The following is a 20,312-nucleotide window of genomic DNA, read 5'->3' as shown; positions in this document are numbered from 1 at the left end:
ATTATAATAGATTCAATCTTCGCATTAATTCCGGTCTATTGGATCGACTAATAGGGACCACATTTTTATCAATCAAAACACTATTGTCTTCTATGTCAATAATTTTAGTGAAGTTGATGATGTAGGATCTATGGATCTGCAGGAACAGTTCTTCCGGTAATTTCTCCTTAATTTTCTTTAACGTATTATGCACGCGATGAAGTTCCTTTTCGGTCTTGACATCAATATAGTCGCCTTTTGCTTCGATCAATAAAATTTCATCAAATTTTAGCTTTATCAGTCTCCTGTCTATGTTGATATACAATTCGTCCCCTACAAGGGAATTTGGTTTGTTGGAAGCTATTCTGGGCTGCTGCGCTAAGGAATTTTTTACTTTTTGGATCGACTTTTCAAAACGTTCCTGGGTGATAGGTTTTACAAGGTAATCCACTATGGCCTCATATTCATAGGCCGCTATGGCGAAGTTGGTATCCGAGGTTGTCAGCACTATTTTAGGAGAATTTTTTAAGGTTTGCACAAAATCAAAACCTGTAAAGCCGGGCATATGTATATCCAAAAAGATAACATCCACGGTTTGCTGGTTCAAAAACTTAATGGCATCAATAGCACTTGAAAATTCATCGATTACATCCAAATCAGGAATAGACGCGCAAAGCTGGTTTACTATTAGTCTTGCAGTTGCCTCATCATCTACAATAATACAATTCATGGTTAGATAGTTTTAATGAAATCTTCTATGTTCTTCAAGATGATTTTAAATTCTTTTTCAAGCTTGGTGTTGGCATTATACAGGTCATCTTCGTACTGCACCGCTAGTCTATAGGATTTTTCCAGACCTAGGATATTTAGTTTATGTTTCAGTTTATGTACAATTTTCGAGGTTTCCTTATATCGTTTATTTTCAACAAAACTCAGGTACTCCTTTTGTTCCAACGGAAATTCTTCCTTAATTATTGCAATGAACTTTTCCTCAAAGGCTTTATCTTCCCCTGCTAGTTTTTTTATATACAGTAAATTAGGTTGCTCCTCCATATTATCTTTTTATTGTAAAGTGAAAGGTAGATCCCTTGCCTACTTCGCTTTCCAACCATATTTCTCCTTCATAAAGGTCAACAATCTTCTTAACAATGGAAAGGCCTATCCCAGTAGAACGCTCACCTTCACCTACGGACTGGAAAATTTTGAATATTTTTTCATGGTATTCCCTAGGGATGCCCACGCCATTGTCCTTAATACTAAATTGCCAATGTGAAGATGTTTCTTTAGAACTGATCTCTACCAGTCCTTCTTCGGCTTCGATATGGACGACCGAATTTCCTATTAAATTTTGGAAGAGCTGATGTATTTTTGTTCGATCAACATTTATGGTGGGCAAGGTATTCATGATCACCACATGTACATGCTCTGGAATAAATATGACCTCCCTTATTTCATTGACCACAACATTTAAATCTGTGGGTTCACTTTCAAGATGGTCCCCCGTTATACTGGAGTATTTTAAAATACCGTCGATAAGTTTGTCCATGGACTCTATTTTTTCCTGCATCATTTGCAAGTTATAGATGCCATTATCATCCAAAACGTCCTTGTAATCCTCATTCATCCATGTGGCCAAAGCGCTAATACTGCGTAAGGGCGATTTTAGATCATGGGAAACAATATGGGCGTATTCTTGAAGCCCTTGGTTACTGGTTTCCAGTTCCCTTAAAAGCTTCTCTTTTTGCAACTGTAATTGTTTTTGGTGGGTAATATCCAAATGGATGCCAATGGACCCCACCACGTTTTTTACATCGTCATGCCTAGGGGCACCGCTGATCAACCAATATCTTGGGGAACCGTCTTTATGGGTAACCTCTATTTCATAGGAGTCCGATTGGCCTTTAAGCCTCTTGTGACCCTTTTCCTCAATAATTGAGGAGTCTTTAACGCGGAGTATATCAATTGCCTTTTGGCCCAAAAGTTCTTTTTCCGCAAAGCCGCACATATTGCAAAAACTTTGATTGACCATTTGGATGACATCATTATTGTCTACTTCTATCATCCCAAGATTCATATTGGCGATGATGCTACTGTACTTTTCCTTTTGTATTTCTAAATTCTTTTTATAATTCCTTCGGATAGTTACATCCTGGTAGGTCCATAAGTGGCCCTTATATTCTCCATTACTGAAAATTGGGATATAATCACGTTCAAGAATTCGGCCATCCTTCATTTCCAGAACATCGGAAAGGACCACCTTTTTCTCTTCCAACAATTGGTCGATTCGGGTTATAAAGTCTTTTTGATTTTTAAAATATTTGGCGTTTTCCTCAGCTGCCTTGGAACAATCCAGCCCTTTCAATTGTTCTGGGGAAGCCGGAATTTGAAACAGGTCGCAAAACATCTGGTTGGTCAGGGATATCTTTCTATTTTCATCTTCCAATAGAACCCCAGTCTGTAGGTTAAGGATGAGGGTAGACAATCGTTCCTCTGAAGCCTTTAACTGTGCTTCGGCTTCCATTTCCCTTGTGATATCCTCTACTAGGGCAACTTGGTAACCTATCTTCCCGTCCTTATCTTTAACTGCACTCACCGTTGTTTTTGCCAATATAAAGGAGCCGTCCTTTTTGAAGTATTTTTTGACCATTGAAAATTTATCCAATTTGCCATTACTCATTTTGGAAATCAACTTATTGGATAATGCCATGTCTTCTGGAGCGGAAATATCTTTCACAGTGAGTTCCTTTAACTCCTTTTCGGAATAACCGAGGAGATTGGAAAAGGTGGCATTTGCCTTAATAATTTTATCATGAACCGTAAGGACAATACCCAAAGGGGAGTTCTCAACAATAATATCGAGTTGTTTTTTTTGTTGGGCCAGCAATTGCTTAATTTCCGTTTCCTGGGTAATATCCCTCAAAATTCCTTGGGCTGCAATTGGCTTACGATGCTTGTCATAAATTAGACTGCTATTGATCTGAACGAACTTTTCTGTTCCGTCCTTTACAATGATCTTGGCTCGGTAATTTTTTAAATGCCCAACCTTTAAAAGGGATTGGAAGGATTCATAAGTATATTGGGCAAAATCTGGATGCACTAAATCTCCTAGGTTTACTTGTTCCGCAGCAGGGTCGTAACCCAAGAACTCCTTGGCAGAACTGTTCATGTTGATAACATTGAACTCAAGATCCATCATCACGTATGGATCAATGATATTGATGAAGACACCATCCAATTCGGAAGATTTTTCACTCAAAAGATTTTCCAGGGTGTTATTGGCTTCCTTTAAATGTTGGCTGGTATCATAAAGCTCTTTGGATTTGGCCTCTAATATTTTTTCGGCTTGGATCCGCGCCTTTTTCTGACGGTCCAATGCCTTTTTTAATAAAGTGACCTCCTTGCTATCCATTTTGGGTGATATCAAATTTTACCTCCGTCCCATTTTTATTTAACAGTTCGTAAACAATGACCGCCGTGCTATTAAAATGGATAAAGCATTTTTCCATTAGCCCATGTGCCAATCTATAAAGGCCCCTTGAGGACGAATAGATCATGGAAATTGAGGTATCTGTCTTCTCTAAAATTTTAAAAGTGGGAAGTTCTGCGTCGGGGTACAATTTTTTTACATGAACGTGGATATGGTCCTCAATGGAATATAAAAGACCAATAGGAGAATTGTAATTTTGGATAACTTCAGGATGTGCTCTACCTAAGCTGTCAAAAAGAAATAGTCCAAACGTATAAATAAGATCGCCGGCGGGTACTGAAATTCTCTCGCTCAGTTGGGTGATCAAACTAACCATTTCATTAAATTCATATGTTCCAACAGAAGTATATATTCCTTCGGATGGTAAATCGGAACTTTCAATGATGTCATCCACTACCTCTAAACCGAAATTGGATTCCACCATTTCTAAGAACTCTGTAAAAACTATTCCTTTCATGAATTAAATTTGAATTTGGAAGATAGGAATTTGGACATCTTAAAAGAAAATATTGTTGTGAAACAGCTATTTCTGTTAGGCTTTTACTAGTTCATTGATTTCCCAATATTGAAATACCTGCTTCAAACGATGCTCATAATCTTCGTATTTCAGGGGCTTGATAACATAACCGGCAATCCCGATCCGATAACACTCCAACAGATCGGCCCTGTTCTCAGATGTTGTAAGAATAATGGTTGGCAAGTATTTGAAGGATTCATCATCTTTTAGAATTTTCAAAAATTCCAAGCCGCTCATTCTGGGCATATTAAGGTCCAAAAGAATAATATCTGGTAATTTACTTCCCGATCGTAAGATTCGCAATGCCTCTTCTCCATTTTTGGCTTCCGTGATCTGATGCTTAAATTGAAGCTTGGAAACTGTTCTGTGCAGTTTCATGGTTTCAATAGTGTCATCTTCAATGAAAAGAATATTCATATTTGTGATGTTTTAACTTCTCAATATCCAATATAACGATTTAAATAGGAGCCAAGTGTAGGTGAATGGAAGTTTGGTGTAGATGAATGGTAACTATAGTATGGTAAGTGAATGGATTGGAATGATAGATGTTCGTGATATTTATAAATGGAGAATTATGTACTTGGACACCAAACCTATACCATGGAAAAAGAGGTTGGATTATTTTATCTACATTAGAAAGCTGGTCTGAATATTTTTACAGTTATGAGGATATAGGCATTTAATCTTTTGTTAACTAGGACAATAAATGTTAAAATTTCGTAGTTTTGTACATCTGATGAAAGATATAATTCGTCACATAGTAGCATTTGCAATGGCATTTTTGGTGCTGTTCTCCACTATTTCTTTTACGGTGGACATGCATTTCTGTGGTAAACATTTGGTAGATTTCAGCGTATTTAAAAAGGCAGAAACTTGCGTTATGAGTGCCATGATGGCCGATGCCATGGGGGAGCAGATGAACATGGACATGGATTGTTGTAGTGATGTCAATATCGTGCAACTAGGTCAGGATGATTTAAAAATATCATTTGAAAAGATTTCTTTTGAACATCAATATTTTATCGCTTCCTTCCTGTCATCCTATATTGATTTATTTGAAGGACTGGATAAATACGTGGTCCCATTTAAAGAATACCCACCTCCCTTATTGGTCCAGGATGTCATTATCCTTGAGCAACAATTCCTTATTTGATTAATAATTTAGAAGAATAGCCCAACGGCAGATGCTGTTATTGGGTCAATCGTCCAATGTCATCCTCTGGCATTCAGAACTCTAAATTTTTATATCAAATTCCTATGCTAAACAAAAGCATCAAATATTTTATCGATAATAAGCTAGTAGCCGTTATGCTGCTCATCCTTTTTGTGGGATGGGGAACAATGAACGCTCCTTTTAATTGGAATTTAGGCTTTTGGCCCAATGATCCGATCGCCGTGGATGCCATCCCAGATATTGGTGAAAACCAACAAATTGTTTTCACAAAATGGGAAGGACGGTCCCCCCAGGACATTGAGAATCAGATTACCTATCCCTTAACATCCTCTTTATTGGGGATACCTGGGGTAAAGACCATAAGAAGTTCTTCCATGTTCGGATTTTCGAGCATCTATATCATCTTTGAGGAAGATATAGAGTTCTATTGGAGCCGTAGCCGTATCCTTGAAAAATTAAATTCCCTCCCCAATAACCTGCTTCCGGAAGGAGTAAATCCATCTTTAGGACCTGATGCCACTGGACTGGGACAAATTTTTTGGTACACCCTCGAGGGAAGGGATGAAAATGGGGCGGTCACCGGAGGATGGGACCTTCAGGAATTGCGAAGCGTTCAGGATTACTATGTAAAATTTGCCCTTTCATCGGCAAGTGGGGTTTCTGAAGTAGCTTCTATTGGTGGTTATGTGCAAGAATATCAAATTGACGTGAAACCTGAACTGATGAAGCAATACAACATTGGTCTTCAGGAAGTGGTCAAAGCCGTTAAACAGAGCAACCGTGATATTGGGGCCCAAACTTTGGAGATTAACCAGGCAGAATACTTGGTAAGGGGCTTGGGCTATATAAAATCCTTGGACGACATCAAGAATGCTGTGGTCAGTTCAACGGATTATGCATCCATAAGAATCAAGGATATTGCCAATGTTTCTTTAGGTCCGGCCGTTCGTAGAGGCATACTGGATAAAGAAGGGGCCGAAGTTGCCGGTGGGGTGGTAGTGGCCAGATATGGGGCAAATCCCATGGAGGTCATCAATAATGTTAAGGATAAGATCAAAGAACTTAGTGCAGGTCTGCCCTCAAAGCAATTGAGCGATGGGCGTACTTCCCAATTGACCATTGTTCCATTTTATGACCGTTCAGAATTGATCCAAGAGACCTTGGGAACCCTGAACGAAGCCTTGACCTTGGAAATATTGATCACCATATTGGTAATTATTGTTATGGTTTTTAATCTTCGGGCTTCCATACTTATTTCTGGCTTGCTGCCCGTTGCCGTATTGATGGTGTTCATATCCATGAAACTTTTTGGAGTGGATGCCAACATAGTAGCGCTATCTGGGATAGCCATTGCGATAGGAACCATGGTAGATGTGGGAGTAATCCTGGCAGAAAATATTATTCGCCATATTGATGAAGACGAGGGGAAACTATCTATGGATGCCATCGTATATAATGCAACTGCTGAGGTTTCAGGAGCTATCCTCACAGCGGTGTTGACAACTATTATCAGTTTCCTTCCGGTATTCACCATGATAGGGGCAGAAGGCAAACTTTTTAGGCCCTTGGCGTTTACCAAAACCATGGCACTTACGGCTTCCATTATCATTGCCTTGTTTTTAATACCTCCCTTTGCAGCGTATCTGTTTAGAAAGAGAAACTATAAGATAAATTTTAGATATATCATCAATATAGTTCTAATGTTGGTTGGCCTTAGCGCCATTATTATGGGGTATTGGTTAGGTACCCTATTGATAGCTTTTGGAATTGTTGGTATTTTAAAATTAAGGGGTTATCTCAATGATAAAAAAGCCAATCTTGTCAATATTTCTATCTCTGTAATTGCAATTATCATGCTCTTGTCCGTTTATTGGCGACCTCTTGGTTTTGATAGAGGTGTATTCATGAACCTGCTTTTTGTAAGCTTAATATGTTTTGGTCTGTTGGGCATATTTTATGTTTTCCAAAAGTATTATTCAAGAATCCTTGCATGGGCCTTGCAAAACAGATTGCTCTTTTTATTGATTCCTGCCACGGTTTTGGTTTTTGGGATCTGGGTCATGAGAAATACCGGAAAGGAATTTATGCCTGCCCTAAATGAAGGCACGTTCCTTTTAATGCCAACATCACTTCCCCATTCCGGAGTTGCCGAAAATAAACGCGTATTACAACAATTGGATATGGCAGTAGCCAGTATTCCAGAGGTGGAAACAGTTGTGGGCAAAGCAGGAAGGACCGAGTCAGCCCTGGATCCAGCTCCCTTATCCATGTATGAAAATATCATTCAGTATAAACCGGAATATCTCTTGAACAAGAATAGGGAACGGCAACGCTTTAAAGTTGACAATGATGATCGATTCCTAACCAAAAATGGAGGGTATGTGGTTAATCCAAATTTGGAAAAGGAAAGAAATGAAAACACCAACACCTCGGGTGCTGTAGCATTTTATGAGGTGACTTCAGAAAACCTAATTCCTGATTCGTCCGGAGAATACTACAGAAATTGGCGACCTGAAATTCAATCTCCTGATGATATATGGAATGAAATTGTAAGGGTAACCAGACTTCCTGGAGTTACATCCGCACCCAAATTACAGCCTATTGAAACTCGTTTGGTGATGCTGCAAACAGGGATGCGTGCCCCTATGGGCATAAAAGTAAAGGGACAGGATTTAAAACAGATCGAATCTTTTGGATTACAATTGGAATCCATTCTAAAAGAGACGGAAGGGGTAAAAGACGAAGCAGTTTTTGCCGATAGAATCGTGGGAAAACCCTATTTGCTGATTGATATCAACCGAGAACAGTTGGCACGATATGGCATCTTGATCGAGGATGTACAACGCGTATTGGAAGTCGCCGTTGGAGGGATGACCCTGACACAAACTGTGGAAGGCAGGGAACGATATGGGGTGCGGGTGCGTTACCCTAGGGAATTACGTGAAAATCCCGAGGACATCAAAAATATCTACGTTCCCGTTGCGAACGGGGCCTCGGTTCCTTTGAGCGAATTGGTAACCATACGTTATGAAAAAGGACCTCAAGTCATTAAAAGTGAGGATACCTTTCTTGTGGGCTATGTGCTTTTCGATAAATTGGATGGCTTTGCTGAGGTCAATGTTGTTGAGAATGCCCAAGCCTTTATTGAGCAAAAGATAGCCGCAGGAGAACTAATAGTGCCAAAAGGTATCAGCTATAGGTTTACAGGCACTTATGAAAACCAGCTTAGGGCAGAAAAGACGTTGTCTGTAGTAGTGCCTTTGGCGTTACTGATTATTTTTCTAATTCTATACTTCCAGTTCCGATCGGTCATGACCTCTCTAATGGTCTTTACAGGAATCACTGTTGCTTTTGCTGGCGGATTTATCATGATATGGTTATATGGCCAGGATTGGTTTTTCAACTTTAATTTTTTCGGAGAGAACCTGCGGGAACTGTTCAATATGAAAGTCATTAATCTTAGTGTAGCTGTTTGGGTAGGATTTATTGCCCTTTTCGGAATAGCTACAGATGACGGGGTGGTGATGGCGACGTATTTAACCCAAACCTTCGATAAGGAGAAGCCTTCTACTATCAAGGAAATAAGATCTGCCACCATGGAAGCAGCACAAAAACGCATTCGCCCGTGTTTAATGACTACTGTGACCACCATCTTGGCTCTTTTACCGGTATTGACTTCCACGGGCAAGGGAAGTGATATCATGATTCCCATGGCAATTCCTATTTTCGGGGGAATGATCATCGATATCACCTCTTATTTCATTGTTCCCGTATTATACAGCTGGCGTCATGAAATTTCAAATGGAAAACAAGCAAAATTGCTACAAAACAAAACCATAATATAGGACAGATGAAATTTAATTGTGTACATAAAATACTGCTTCTTTTTATGGTGCTTTTTGTCCATTTTTCACAAGGGCAAAACTTAGAAAGTTTCTTGGATCAGGCGGAAGCCAATAATCCTGAAGTGCAAGCATTTGAACTTAGATATAATATCTCCAAAGAGAAGATAAATGAGGTGAATACCCTTCCGAATACCGAAGTAAGTGCAGGACTATTTGTGAGTGAACCAGAGACTAGGACCGGGGCACAGAAGGCTAGATTTTCTGTAAGACAAATGTTGCCGTGGTTCGGTTCCATTACGGCAAGGGAAAATTATATCTCGGCCTTATCCGAAGTGGATTACTTGGACATGGTCATTATCAAACGCAAACTAAGGCTATCGGTATCCCAATCCTATTACAGATTATATGCGATCAAAAAACAGCAAGAGGTGCTGGAAGAAAATATAGAGCTTTTAAAAAACTATGAAAAATTGGCTTTGACCTCCTTGGAAGTAGGTAATGCTTCGGCTGTGGACGTGTTGCGTTTGCAAATCAGACAAAATGAATTGCAGGCCCAAAAGGAAGTTCTGGTTTTGGACTATGTTTCCGAAGAAAGTCTTTTTAACAACCTATTGGATAGGGAAGAGGAGCTGCCAATTGTTTTGGTGGATAATTTATATGTGATCCAGGAGCAGGAGGAGCTGACATTGGATGTACAACTGCACCCTGAAATACTGAAATATGATAGACTCTATGAATCAGTGACCCAATCTGAAATACTAAACCGTAAAGAGACAAATCCTGACCTTGGGTTTGGGTTGGATTATATCCCGGTTGCGGAACGAAATGACATGAGTTTCAGTGATAATGGAAAAGACATCATCATGCCCATGGTAACCGTTTCCATTCCCGTATTCAACTCAAAGTATAAGTCAAGGACCATACAGAACGGTTTGCGGCAAGAGGAAATCAGTGCCCAGAAAATGAATCAAAAAAACAAATTAAAAACCCTGTTGAGCAAAGCAATTTCATCCAGGGAATCGGCCCGCATCAAATATAATATTCAGGAAAAAAATTATAGACAGGCAAAAGATGCAGAGGAAATATTGATTAAAAATTACGAAACCGGTACCATAAATTTTAATGATGTCTTGGATATCCAAGAGTTACAGCTAAAATTTCAAATGAATCAAATTGAGGCCGTGAAAAATTATTATATGGAATCGGCCCTAATTAATTATTTGGGCATTAACGAATAGAAAAAAGTAAATCAATTATAATAGTAAAACTAAAATCATGAAGTACAATATGTTTAAGAATAGGAAACAGAGTAATTATGCAATTTTGGCAGGACTAACCCTTTTGGTGATGACCGCATGTGGAGAGGAAAAGAAAAAGGCACCTATGGCACCAGATGCCTCGGCAGTGACAGAAATCAAAGAAGATGCTACAGCCATGGTTTCCTTTAACGATGATGCTACCGGAAAAATTTTTCATGGCTACATGGCTATAAAAACTGCCTTGACCAAAACAGATGTTGAGGGAACACAGACTGCTGCAAAAAAGCTGACAGAGAACCTTGATGAAAATGAAATGGAATTGAAGGGGGTTGCTCAAGAAATGGTTAAAACCAAAGATATTGGAAAACAAAGGGAGTTGTTTGCCACCTTAACCTCCAAAGTTGAACAACTATTTAAGGATCAATTGGCCCAAGGCACCATCTATAAGCAGTTTTGCCCAATGGCCTTTAATAATACGGGAGGGTGTTGGTTTTCAGAGGTTTCAGAGATTAGAAATCCATATTATGGTGATATGATGTTGACCTGTGGGGCGGTTAAGGAAACCATCCAATAGCAGGGAAATATTTGTAAATCAAAGTATCTTTAGTAATAAGAGGATCAAATTGGTAAAACGAACACTTATTTAACGACAAACATAAAATGAAACATACGTATCAAATTCATGGAATGACCTGCAATGGGTGTCGTACTCATGTTGAATTAACTTTGCAAAAAGTAGATGGCGTGGTCAGTGCTTCGGTAGATCTGGAGAAAGCGGAGGCCGTTATAGAAATGGATTCGCATATTCCTATCGATTCTTTTAAAACTGCCTTGGAAAAAGCCGGGGGGCACTATACGATTCATCCTTTGGGCGAAATGAAAGTGATTTCTAAAGAAAAGGTAATATCACCTAAAGGAAAAGGCACTGGCACGTATTATTGTCCAATGCATTGTGAGGGGGATACAACCTATGACAAACCTGGTGATTGTCCCGTTTGTGGAATGGATTTGGTGGAAGAGCAACGAATGGTGGCAACAGTGACACAATATACATGTCCGATGCATCCAGAGGTGGTCAAAGACGACCCAGGTTCATGTCCTATTTGTGGGATGGATCTTGTACCTATGAAACCTGATTTATCCGCGGAAGAAAAGAACTTTAAGAAATTGTCAAAAAAGTTTTGGGTGTCCGTTGTATTCACCCTCCCCATATTTTTGATTGCCATGTCCGAAATGGTCCACAATAATCCATTGTACGATGTATTGGAGCTTAAATATTGGAATTGGATACAGTTAGCCCTCTCTATCCCAGTCGTATTTTATGCCACTTGGATGTTTTTTGAAAGAGCTTACCGCTCCATACTTACCTGGAACCTCAATATGTTCACCCTCATTGGCATAGGTGCCGGGGTGGCATGGTTGTTCAGCGTGTTTGGTTTGATTTTTCCTGATTTTTTTCCGGAACAATTCAAGACGGAGGCAGGGACCGTTCATATCTATTTTGAAGCGGCAACGGTTATTTTAACATTGGTTTTAATGGGGCAGGTTTTGGAGGCCCGTGCCCATAGTAAAACTAATTCTGCCGTAAAGGAATTGTTGAAATTGGCTCCCAATAAGGCCATACGGGTCGTGGATGGGAAGGAAGAGGAAATTAGTATTGATGCCATTGCTTTGGGTGATATTCTACGTGTTAAACCAGGGGATAAAATTCCAGTAGACGGTTCTATTACGGAAGGGCGTACCACAGTGGATGAGTCCATGATCACAGGCGAACCCATTCCTGTGGATAAAGAAGAAGGAGATAACTTGAGCAGTGGAACGATCAACGGGAACCAATCTTTTTTGATGAAGGCAGAAAAAATTGGATCCGACACCTTATTGGCACAGATCATTCAGATGGTAAATGATGCCAGTAGGAGCAGGGCCCCAATCCAAAAACTGGCGGATACAATTTCGGGCTATTTTGTCCCAGTCGTTGTTTTGATCTCCCTTATTACTTTCGTGGTATGGGCCATTTGGGGACCCGATCCGGCTTATGTATATGCTCTGGTAAATGCCATTGCAGTCTTAATTATAGCATGTCCCTGTGCCTTAGGGTTGGCTACCCCCATGTCCGTAATGGTAGGGGTAGGGAAAGGAGCCCAGAATGGGGTTTTGATAAAAAATGCCGAGGCCTTGGAGAGATTGGCAAAAGTAAATGTCCTGATCGTGGATAAGACAGGGACCTTAACGGAGGGCAAACCTACCGTAGAAATGGTCGGTGCTTCAAGTGACAAATATTCCAATAAGGAAGTACTACAATATATTATTTCCATAAATCAATATAGTGAGCACCCCTTGGCAGAGGCTACCGTTAATTATGGTAAAGATCAAGGCGTGGAATCCCTTAAATCAGGAGACTTTAACGCAATCACAGGGAAAGGTGTTGAAGGAATCGTCAATGGTAAAAAGGTGGCCTTGGGCAATGATAAAATGATGGAGTATGCCGGCGCGATGATTCCCCAGAACATGGGAGAGGAGGCTAAATCCTATCAAAGGCAGGGAAAAACTGTTTCCTACCTTTCCATAGATAAACAAGGTGTTGGTTTTATTGTAATTGGCGATAAAATCAAGCAAACCAGTGCCATGGCAATAAAAGAATTGCAGGAGAAAGGCATTGATGTAATCATGTTGACAGGAGATAATCACGAAACTGCCCAAGCAGTAGCTACAGAATTGAATTTAGCAGATTTTAAAGCATCCATGTTACCGGAGGATAAATTGAAAGAAGTGGAGAAACTCCAAAAAACTGGCAAAGTGGTCGCTATGGCAGGAGATGGTATCAATGATGCTCCGGCATTGGCGAAAAGCGATGTGGGCATTGCCATGGGCACAGGTACGGATGTGGCCATTGAAAGTGCAGGAATTACCTTGGTGAAAGGAGATTTAAATGGAATAGTAAAGGCAAGAAACCTTAGTGATAAGGTGATGAAGAATATCAAACAAAATTTATTTTTTGCACTGATCTATAACACCCTTGGTGTACCAATAGCGGCTGGAATTCTATTTCCATTTTTTGGAATATTGTTGTCGCCCATGATAGCCGCTGCGGCAATGAGTTTTAGTTCCGTATCGGTCATAGCCAATGCATTGCGTTTACGATCAACTAATATTAATTAAATATAACCATGAAGTATTTTTATTACATTTTATTAGCCTTTGCGGTGTTCTCGTGTAAAGAAACCAAGAGTAAAGAATCCAAAGATCCGACCGAGATGCATTCCGACCATGGTAACATGAGTGAACCTATGCAAACCACCAATAAGAAAACTCTGAGCCCCCATACCTCCGCTATAGCAATGATTGGAGATGCCCATGTTCATATAGATTATTCGTCACCTGGTGTAAGGGACCGCATTATTTTTGGTGGGCTAGTTGGTTACGGACATGTGTGGCAAGCTGGTGCCCATATGGCAACTTGGATAGAAACAACCAAGGATCTTGAAATTGAAGGGCAATCATTAGAGGCAGGTAAGTACGGATTTTTTACTATTCCAGGTAAAAATGAATGGACCATTATATTCAATTCAAATTGGGACCAACATGGGAAGGATGAATATGATGAAAATGATGATGTGTTACGTTTAAAGGTCACTCCTGAAGTAATGGAGAATGTAAAAGAACATTTAGAATACCAAATAACCAAAACCAACAGTTCGGAAGGAAATATTTCCTTTTCTTGGGAAAAATTGAAAATTAGTTTTCCTTTTAAAGTTAAACCATAACCAAAAAAATGATCAAAAGAAAAACAGCAGCAAAAATTAGAAAGACCCACCGTTATTTAGGGCTCTTTCTGGGAATTCAATTTTTAATGTGGACCATCAGTGGGCTCTATTTCAGTTGGACGGATATTGATGAGATTCATGGGGATCAATTTCATAATCAGGAAATGAACCATACATTGTTCACCAATTTATTAAGTCCAACAGCCATTCCCAATGCCTCATTAATTATGTCGCTGGAATTACTGGATATTGCGGATGTGCCCTATTATTTAATAAACCATACCCAACTGGTAAATGCCCAGACCGGGGAAGTGAAAAAAGAAATTTCCGAGGAGGAGGCATTGAAAGTGGCTAAGAAGAATATGATTCCTGGAATGAGAGTTTTGGGAATTGAGAAAATCACGGAGACAGGTAAGCACCATGAATATAGAGAAAGCCCCTTACCTGCCTACGTCATCTCCTATGATACCCCGGAAAATATTAAGGCGTATGTGTCTGTGGCAGACGGGAAATTTAAAACAATTAGACATAGGGATTGGCGTTGGTTCGATTTTTTGTGGATGACCCATACCATGGATTATCAAGGGAGGGACAATTTTAACAATTTCATATTAAGGGCTTTCTCCTTATTGGGATTGATTACCGTACTAAGTGGTTTTACCTTGTGGTATGTTAGTTCTCCTACCATGCGTAAGTGGAAAAAGGCGATAAAATGTTAATTTTTATACTACCGATATATCGGAAGTAGGAACACAATAAACGATAGCAAAAAAGTATAGCCTTTATTTCAAGGTAGTGTAGTACTTTTTTTCTGGTGCGCTTGGTTTGGTAAGGGCCCAAAGCTCAACCATGGACGAAGGCAATGATGGAAAAATTTGAAAGCAAATAAAATTAGCTAAGAATAAATAATTAAAGCTATGAAGAAGAATATTTTATACCTAGGTATTGCTGTGATAATTGGTGTATTGGCCGGTTACCTTATTTTTGGGGGTACCGGTAATGATGGTACCTCAAAAGACCATGACCATAGCGAAGAAATAGCGAGTGGCAAAATGTGGACCTGTTCTATGCACCCACAGATAATGCAATCAGAACCGGGGGATTGCCCCATTTGCGGCATGGATCTCATTCCTGCTGAATCTGGGGCAGATGGACTTGCGATGAACCAATTTAAAATGACCAAAAATGCCATGGCATTGGCCAATATTAAAACATTAGTTGTTGGTAATGGGAATATGAAGGAAGGCGTTCTTACCTTGTCTGGTAAAATAGTGGAAAATGAAGAAATCAACGGGACTCAAGCTGCTTACTTTGGAGGTAGGATAGAGAAGCTCAATGTAAATTATGAAGGGGAGGCAATAAAAAATGGACAACTACTAGCAACAATCTATTCCCCAGAACTGGTATCCGCACAACAAGAACTGCTCACAGCAGCTAGGTTGAAGGAATCACAACCTGATTTGTACAAAGCGGTCAGAAATAAATTAAAACTATGGAAGCTCTCTGAAAAACAGATAGCTCAAATAGAAAACAGTGGCAAGGTTACCGAGAACTTTCCCGTGTATGCCAATGCCTCAGGGACAGTTTCAAAAATAATGGTGGAAGAGGGAGATTACATAAAACAAGGTGCTGCCTTGTTCTCCATAGCAAACTTAAGTTCGGTTTGGGCCGTTTTCGATTCATACGAGAACCAAGTAGGTAGTCTTAAAAAGGATCAAGCTATAACCATAGTTGCAAACTCCTATCCAAACACAAAATTTAAATCAAAAATTTCGTTTATAGATCCCATATTGAATTCCAATAAGCGCACTGTTGAGGTGAGGGCAGTCCTGCAGAATAAGGACGGAATACTTAAGCCAGGAATGTTTGTACAAGGTTCAATTATGTTGTCGGCCAGTAGCATGGAAGATCGGATAACAATTCCGGAGAGCGCTATTTTATGGACAGGGGAAAGATCTGTGGTCTATGTAAAAATAGATAGCGAAGAACCGGTTTTTGAAATGAGGGAAGTAACACTGGGTACTATTGTTAATGGGAGTTATGAAGTATTGGAAGGGTTGGAAAATGGGATGGAAATAGTGACGAATGGAACTTTTACTGTTGATGCTGCAGCACAGCTCAAAGGAAAAAAATCCATGATGAATGAAGATGGAGGAAAGACAATGACCGGACATGAAGGGCATACAGGTGTAGGTACGCAAGGGGAACCTACAACTACAAGTATGAAGATGGAGATACCCAAAGGAGTTCAAAAAGATTTTATGTCCATTATAGATCTTTATATAGATGTAAAGGATGCCCTGGTTGCTTCCAATCCAGAGAATGCAAATACATCATCCAAAGCAGCTATAAATAGCCTTAAAAAGATAAATGTGGGGGACCTAGATAACATGACAAAGGGTCATTTAAATAAGATTGTTGAAATGTTCACTAAAATATCCAACACTAGTGATATTGTAATCCAAAGGGAACATTTTATCAACCTATCGGAAAACATGATTTCCATCAGCACTAATTTAAAAGAGATTCCGAATACATTATTTGTTCAAAACTGTCCAATGGCCAATAAGAACAAAGGGGCTGATTGGTTGAGTAGGGAAAAAGAAATCCGTAACCCTTATTATGGGGAGGCTATGATGACCTGTGGGGAAGTGAAGCAAGTGATCTCCAAATAAATTAGGCAGAAATACCATATCCATTAAATCTTAAATTGTATGCGATGACGATAATGTGAAGCATGTAATATAAATGGTTGCTCCATTAAATAGTCAGAAAAAAGCTGTTTAATTTAGTATCTTTAAGGAGGGTAGATACCGCTCTACATTGACTTATTTCTCCCTATGGTTGACCGATTCATAGGTATGTTTGAAATTATTTCACACAAGCTATTTGCTTGTACTATTTATTTTTCCATAATTTAAAATTTGCAACTATGAAATCGATAAAAATAATCAGTTTGGTGCTAATGGCACTATCAATAACCTCGTCATACGCCCAGAGTAAAAATCAAAAATCCGAAAACGTAAAAATCCTCGGAAATTGTAACATGTGCAAAAGCACAATAGAAAAGGCCGGTACTATAGATAATGAAGCCAAGGTTGATTGGGACAAGGACACCAAAATAGCTACGCTAACATACGATAGCCTAAAAACTTCCAAGGATGACATCCTTAAACGGATAGCCTTGGTTGGTTATGATAACGAAAGCTTTTTAGCCCCAGAGGATACCTACCTAAATTTGCCAAGTTGTTGTCAATATGACAGAGCCGAGCAAATATCCGCCAACATAGATGAGTCAAAATCGGATATGGCATTTATGGATCATTCGAAACATTCCAATAAAATGATTGAAGTTCAGGAAACAAACCCACTATCAGGAGTCTACGATAGTTATTTTGCTATCAAGGATGCCTTGGTTAAAACAGATGGGGTATTGGCCTCTACAAACGCTAAGATGCTTTTAAAAACCATTAATGAAGTGAAAATGGATCAACTTTCTATGGACGTCCACATGGTTTGGATGAAAGTGTTGAAAAACTTGAAGGAAGATGCAGCAACTATCGCGGATACAAAAGTCATTGGCAAACAAAGAGGTCACTTTGACTCCTTATCTAAAAACATATATGAGATAATGAAGGTTTCAAAACAAGAATCTCCAACATACTACCAATTTTGTCCTATGGCAAATAATGGAAAGGGAGCCAATTGGTTGAGCAAGGAGGAAACCATCAAAAATCCGTATTACGGTTCACAAATGATGAGCTGTGGTAAAACTGTGGAAACAATCGAGGAATAAGAAAATGAACAAAAAAATCAAATTGCTGATGGTATTTCTAGGAATGCTATCAACACATATCATAATTGCCCAAAATATTGTTCGTTATGATTTAACTGTTACCGATACCATCGTCAATTATTCCGGTAAGGAAAAAAGAGCGATTGCAGTAAACGGTTTAATTCCTATGCCTACACTCACCTTTACCGAAGGTGACATTGCAGAAATTGTAGTGCACAATAAATTAAATGAAAGTACCTCCTTGCATTGGCATGGGCTTTATTTGCCAAATAAGGAAGACGGTGTTCCCTATCTCACCCAGATGCCAATTGAACCCAATGAAACGTTTACCTATCGTTTTCCAATTATTCAAAATGGAACACATTGGTATCATAGCCATAGTGGGTTACAAGAGCAGATCGGGATGTATGGATCGCTTGTATTATTGAAAAAAAAGGACGATCCAACTTTTCGTAAGGGGATAGACGATTTGCCGGAGGCACCCATTATTTTAAGTGAATGGACAGATATTAAACCCGAAAATGTTCACCGAATGCTTCACAATGCAAATGACTGGTCGGCCATAAAGAAGGGAACCGTTCAAAGCTATTCGGAGGCAATTAAAGCAGGTCATTTTAAAACCAAATTAGGAAATGAATGGAAAAGAATGCTGGCGATGGATGTTAGCGATGTGTATTATGACAAATTCTTAATAAATGGTCAAAATGAAAGTAAGCTTTCCCAATTCAAAGCCGGTGAAAAAGTCCGTTTACGTATTTCCAATGGGGGTGCGTCCTCTTATTTCTGGCTAAACTATGCTGGTGGTAAAATGACGGTCGTTGCCAATGATGGGAACGACGTTGAACCAGTAGAGGTAGATCGATTAATCATTGGGGTTTCTGAAACCTACGACGTTGTTGTTGCAATTCCGAATGAAAACACGGCCTATGAGTTTTTGGCCACTCCTGAAGATCGTACAAAATCAGCTTCAATTTATTTAGGTAATGGTATTATTCAGCTTAAAAGTAGAATGCCAAAACTCAAATATTTTGAGGGAATGAAGATGATGAACGATATGATGAATATGGATGGGAGTATGGATGATATGGGAATGGATATGTCATTGCAAAAAATGGACATGAACACGGTTATGTATCCAGAAATAAGCGGGAATCCAGATATGAAAATGGATGAAATGCAGATGGACGAAAAAATGGATCATTCCAAACATGCAACCAATACAGCTCAAGACCTTGTCACCTTAAACTATGGCATGTTAAAAGCTCCTTTCCCCACAACCTTACCCAAGGATGCACCGGTACGTGAATTGAGATTTGAACTAACTGGAAATATGAACCGCTATGTTTGGAGTATGGACAACAAGGTCCTTTCGGAAAGCGATAAGATTTTAATCAAAAAAGGTGAAAATGTAAGGATAACCCTTTATAATGGGTCTATGATGCGCCACCCCATGCACCTTCATGGTCATGATTTTAGGGTATTGAACGGTCAAGGAGAAAATGCGCCATTAAAAAATGTACTCGACATTATGCCAATGGAAACGGATACCATAGAGTTCTTGGCGAATGTAGAAGGAGATTGGTTTTTTCATTGCCACATTTTGTATCATATGATGGCAGGGATGAACAGGGTGTTTTCGTATGAAAATCAAGCTCCAAATCCCTATTTGCCAAACAAAGAATGGGCCTATAAAAAACTCCAGGCAGAAAGTAATAAGCTTCATTTTATGGCAGAAAATGACTTTGCGTCCAATGGAAATGATGGTATGCTGATGTTACAAAATACAAGATGGAGTTTTGGTACAGAATGGCGATTGGGCTATCATGATGAACACGGTTTCGAAGCAGAAACGCACATTGGACGATATCTTGGAAAGAACCAATGGTTAATGCCTTTTGTAGGGTTCGATTGGCGCTATAGAAAACAACACGGGGAAGTGGAAAAAAACCTGTTCGGACAAACAAATACAAAAGACCAGAGGGCAGTTTTGAGTTTAGGAGCGGAATATACCTTGCCACTACTTGTAAAATTACAAGGAGAGATTTTCACGGATGGTAATGTGCGTTTTCAGTTAATGCGGGAAGATATTCCAATTTCTCCACGTATTAGATGGGCTTTCATGGTAAATACGGATAAAGAATATATGACGGGATTGAAATATATTGTTACTAGAAATATAGGTATTTCAACACATTATGATAGCGATATGGGAATTGGATTTGGGACGACAATAAGCTATTAGCCACTTCCTGAACTGTAATAGTAAATGCCCAATCCAGCTTTAAATCATTTGTAGTTGGATTGGGTATATACAAAGGCAACCAGCCCGAGATTATCAATTAAGATGCAGCCAATGTGTAAAGGGGTAAAAGACGGTGTTAAATCCATAGGAAAGGGAGTCTGTGTTCGCATGTAGGGAAGGAAAAAATAATCTCCAACGTACACAGTTTACTATCTTTTTTTATGATGAACCATACCTGGGCACTCACTT

At 39.3% G+C, this 20,312-nt stretch carries 15 protein-coding genes; 10 read left to right on the top strand and 5 right to left on the bottom strand.

All coding sequences use genetic code 11. The features are described 5' to 3' along the window. Position 1: 1 nt before the first annotated feature. From ABXZ32_RS00805 to ABXZ32_RS00785, 5 genes are all read right to left on the bottom strand, one after another. Complete coding sequence (locus tag ABXZ32_RS00805) at positions 2–709, bottom strand: LytR/AlgR family response regulator transcription factor (protein ID WP_354616792.1); 708 nt, start codon at positions 707–709, stop codon at positions 2–4. A gap of 2 nt (positions 710–711) precedes the next feature. Continuing rightward, positions 712–1,032 carry an Hpt domain-containing protein gene (locus ABXZ32_RS00800; RefSeq protein WP_354616791.1) on the bottom strand — a complete coding sequence of 107 codons (321 nt, stop codon included), beginning with the start codon at positions 1,030–1,032 and terminating at the stop codon, positions 712–714. 1 nt (position 1,033) lies between these two features. Then, entirely contained in the window at positions 1,034–3,388 is a 2,355-nt protein-coding gene (locus ABXZ32_RS00795; protein WP_354616790.1) for a PAS domain S-box protein, read from the bottom strand. Continuing rightward, a complete protein-coding gene (locus ABXZ32_RS00790; protein WP_354616789.1) occupies positions 3,381–3,923 on the bottom strand; it encodes a heme NO-binding domain-containing protein in 543 nt (180 codons plus the stop codon). Before ABXZ32_RS00790 ends, ABXZ32_RS00795 begins: the two co-directional genes overlap by 8 nt. 75 nt (positions 3,924–3,998) lie before the next feature. Next, on the bottom strand, positions 3,999–4,400 hold the full coding sequence (locus ABXZ32_RS00785) for a response regulator (RefSeq protein WP_354616788.1): 402 nt from the start codon (positions 4,398–4,400) through the stop codon (positions 3,999–4,001). A gap of 319 nt (positions 4,401–4,719) precedes the next feature. On the opposite strand from ABXZ32_RS00785, the gene ABXZ32_RS00780 reads away from it, so the two are divergent. From ABXZ32_RS00780 to ABXZ32_RS00735, 10 genes are all read left to right on the top strand, one after another. Further along, a complete protein-coding gene (locus ABXZ32_RS00780; protein WP_354616787.1) occupies positions 4,720–5,136 on the top strand; it encodes an HYC_CC_PP family protein in 417 nt (138 codons plus the stop codon). Between the two features lie 104 nt (positions 5,137–5,240). Continuing rightward, positions 5,241–9,002, top strand: a complete 3,762-nt coding sequence (locus ABXZ32_RS00775; protein WP_354616786.1) for an efflux RND transporter permease subunit — start codon at positions 5,241–5,243, stop codon at positions 9,000–9,002. Between the two features lie 5 nt (positions 9,003–9,007). Next, on the top strand, positions 9,008–10,240 hold the full coding sequence (locus ABXZ32_RS00770) for a TolC family protein (protein WP_354616785.1): 1,233 nt from the start codon (positions 9,008–9,010) through the stop codon (positions 10,238–10,240). Positions 10,241–10,277: 37 nt separating this feature from the next. Continuing rightward, entirely contained in the window at positions 10,278–10,835 is a 558-nt protein-coding gene (locus ABXZ32_RS00765; protein WP_354616784.1) for a DUF3347 domain-containing protein, read from the top strand. Positions 10,836–10,921: 86 nt separating this feature from the next. Further along, positions 10,922–13,420, top strand: coding sequence for a heavy metal translocating P-type ATPase (locus ABXZ32_RS00760; RefSeq protein WP_354616783.1), 2,499 nt, complete (start codon positions 10,922–10,924; stop codon positions 13,418–13,420). A gap of 8 nt (positions 13,421–13,428) precedes the next feature. Further along, positions 13,429–14,025, top strand: coding sequence for a DUF2911 domain-containing protein (locus ABXZ32_RS00755; RefSeq protein WP_354616782.1), 597 nt, complete (start codon positions 13,429–13,431; stop codon positions 14,023–14,025). Positions 14,026–14,033: 8 nt separating this feature from the next. Next, positions 14,034–14,744: a PepSY domain-containing protein gene (locus ABXZ32_RS00750; protein WP_354616781.1), complete on the top strand. Its 711-nt coding sequence runs from the start codon at positions 14,034–14,036 to the stop codon at positions 14,742–14,744. Positions 14,745–14,942: 198 nt separating this feature from the next. Then, a complete protein-coding gene (locus tag ABXZ32_RS00745) occupies positions 14,943–16,700 on the top strand; it encodes an efflux RND transporter periplasmic adaptor subunit (protein ID WP_354616780.1) in 1,758 nt (585 codons plus the stop codon). Between the two features lie 257 nt (positions 16,701–16,957). Further along, positions 16,958–17,821, top strand: a complete 864-nt coding sequence (locus ABXZ32_RS00740) for a DUF3347 domain-containing protein (RefSeq protein ID WP_354616779.1) — start codon at positions 16,958–16,960, stop codon at positions 17,819–17,821. A 28-nt stretch (positions 17,822–17,849) separates the two neighbouring features. Further along, the gene (locus ABXZ32_RS00735; RefSeq protein ID WP_354617299.1) at positions 17,850–20,063 is read left to right on the top strand and encodes a multicopper oxidase domain-containing protein; all 2,214 of its coding nucleotides are present in this window, start codon (positions 17,850–17,852) and stop codon (positions 20,061–20,063) included. The last annotated feature ends 249 nt before the right edge of the window (positions 20,064–20,312 follow it).

Source organism: Sediminicola luteus, assembly GCF_040566555.1.
Taxonomy (GTDB): Bacteria; Bacteroidota; Bacteroidia; order Flavobacteriales; family Flavobacteriaceae; genus Sediminicola.
The sequence above is the reverse complement of the archived record's forward strand: the minus strand, read 5'-3'. Positions and strand labels throughout refer to the sequence as shown.

What these genes read in the sequence shown, in the direction of transcription:
- ABXZ32_RS00740 (WP_354616779.1), top strand. Translation starts at nt 16,958, where the DNA reads ATGAAATCGATAAAAATAATCAGTTTGGTGCTAATGGCACTATCAATA.
- ABXZ32_RS00745 (WP_354616780.1), top strand. Translation starts at nt 14,943, where the DNA reads ATGAAGAAGAATATTTTATACCTAGGTATTGCTGTGATAATTGGTGTA.
- ABXZ32_RS00805 (WP_354616792.1), bottom strand. Translation starts at nt 709, where the DNA reads ATGAATTGTATTATTGTAGATGATGAGGCAACTGCAAGACTAATAGTA.
- ABXZ32_RS00765 (WP_354616784.1), top strand. Translation starts at nt 10,278, where the DNA reads ATGAAGTACAATATGTTTAAGAATAGGAAACAGAGTAATTATGCAATT.
- ABXZ32_RS00775 (WP_354616786.1), top strand. Translation starts at nt 5,241, where the DNA reads ATGCTAAACAAAAGCATCAAATATTTTATCGATAATAAGCTAGTAGCC.
- ABXZ32_RS00755 (WP_354616782.1), top strand. Translation starts at nt 13,429, where the DNA reads ATGAAGTATTTTTATTACATTTTATTAGCCTTTGCGGTGTTCTCGTGT.
- ABXZ32_RS00760 (WP_354616783.1), top strand. Translation starts at nt 10,922, where the DNA reads ATGAAACATACGTATCAAATTCATGGAATGACCTGCAATGGGTGTCGT.
- ABXZ32_RS00735 (WP_354617299.1), top strand. Translation starts at nt 17,850, where the DNA reads ATGGTATTTCTAGGAATGCTATCAACACATATCATAATTGCCCAAAAT.
- ABXZ32_RS00770 (WP_354616785.1), top strand. Translation starts at nt 9,008, where the DNA reads ATGAAATTTAATTGTGTACATAAAATACTGCTTCTTTTTATGGTGCTT.
- ABXZ32_RS00780 (WP_354616787.1), top strand. Translation starts at nt 4,720, where the DNA reads ATGAAAGATATAATTCGTCACATAGTAGCATTTGCAATGGCATTTTTG.
- ABXZ32_RS00795 (WP_354616790.1), bottom strand. Translation starts at nt 3,388, where the DNA reads ATGGATAGCAAGGAGGTCACTTTATTAAAAAAGGCATTGGACCGTCAG.
- ABXZ32_RS00790 (WP_354616789.1), bottom strand. Translation starts at nt 3,923, where the DNA reads ATGAAAGGAATAGTTTTTACAGAGTTCTTAGAAATGGTGGAATCCAAT.
- ABXZ32_RS00785 (WP_354616788.1), bottom strand. Translation starts at nt 4,400, where the DNA reads ATGAATATTCTTTTCATTGAAGATGACACTATTGAAACCATGAAACTG.
- ABXZ32_RS00800 (WP_354616791.1), bottom strand. Translation starts at nt 1,032, where the DNA reads ATGGAGGAGCAACCTAATTTACTGTATATAAAAAAACTAGCAGGGGAA.
- ABXZ32_RS00750 (WP_354616781.1), top strand. Translation starts at nt 14,034, where the DNA reads ATGATCAAAAGAAAAACAGCAGCAAAAATTAGAAAGACCCACCGTTAT.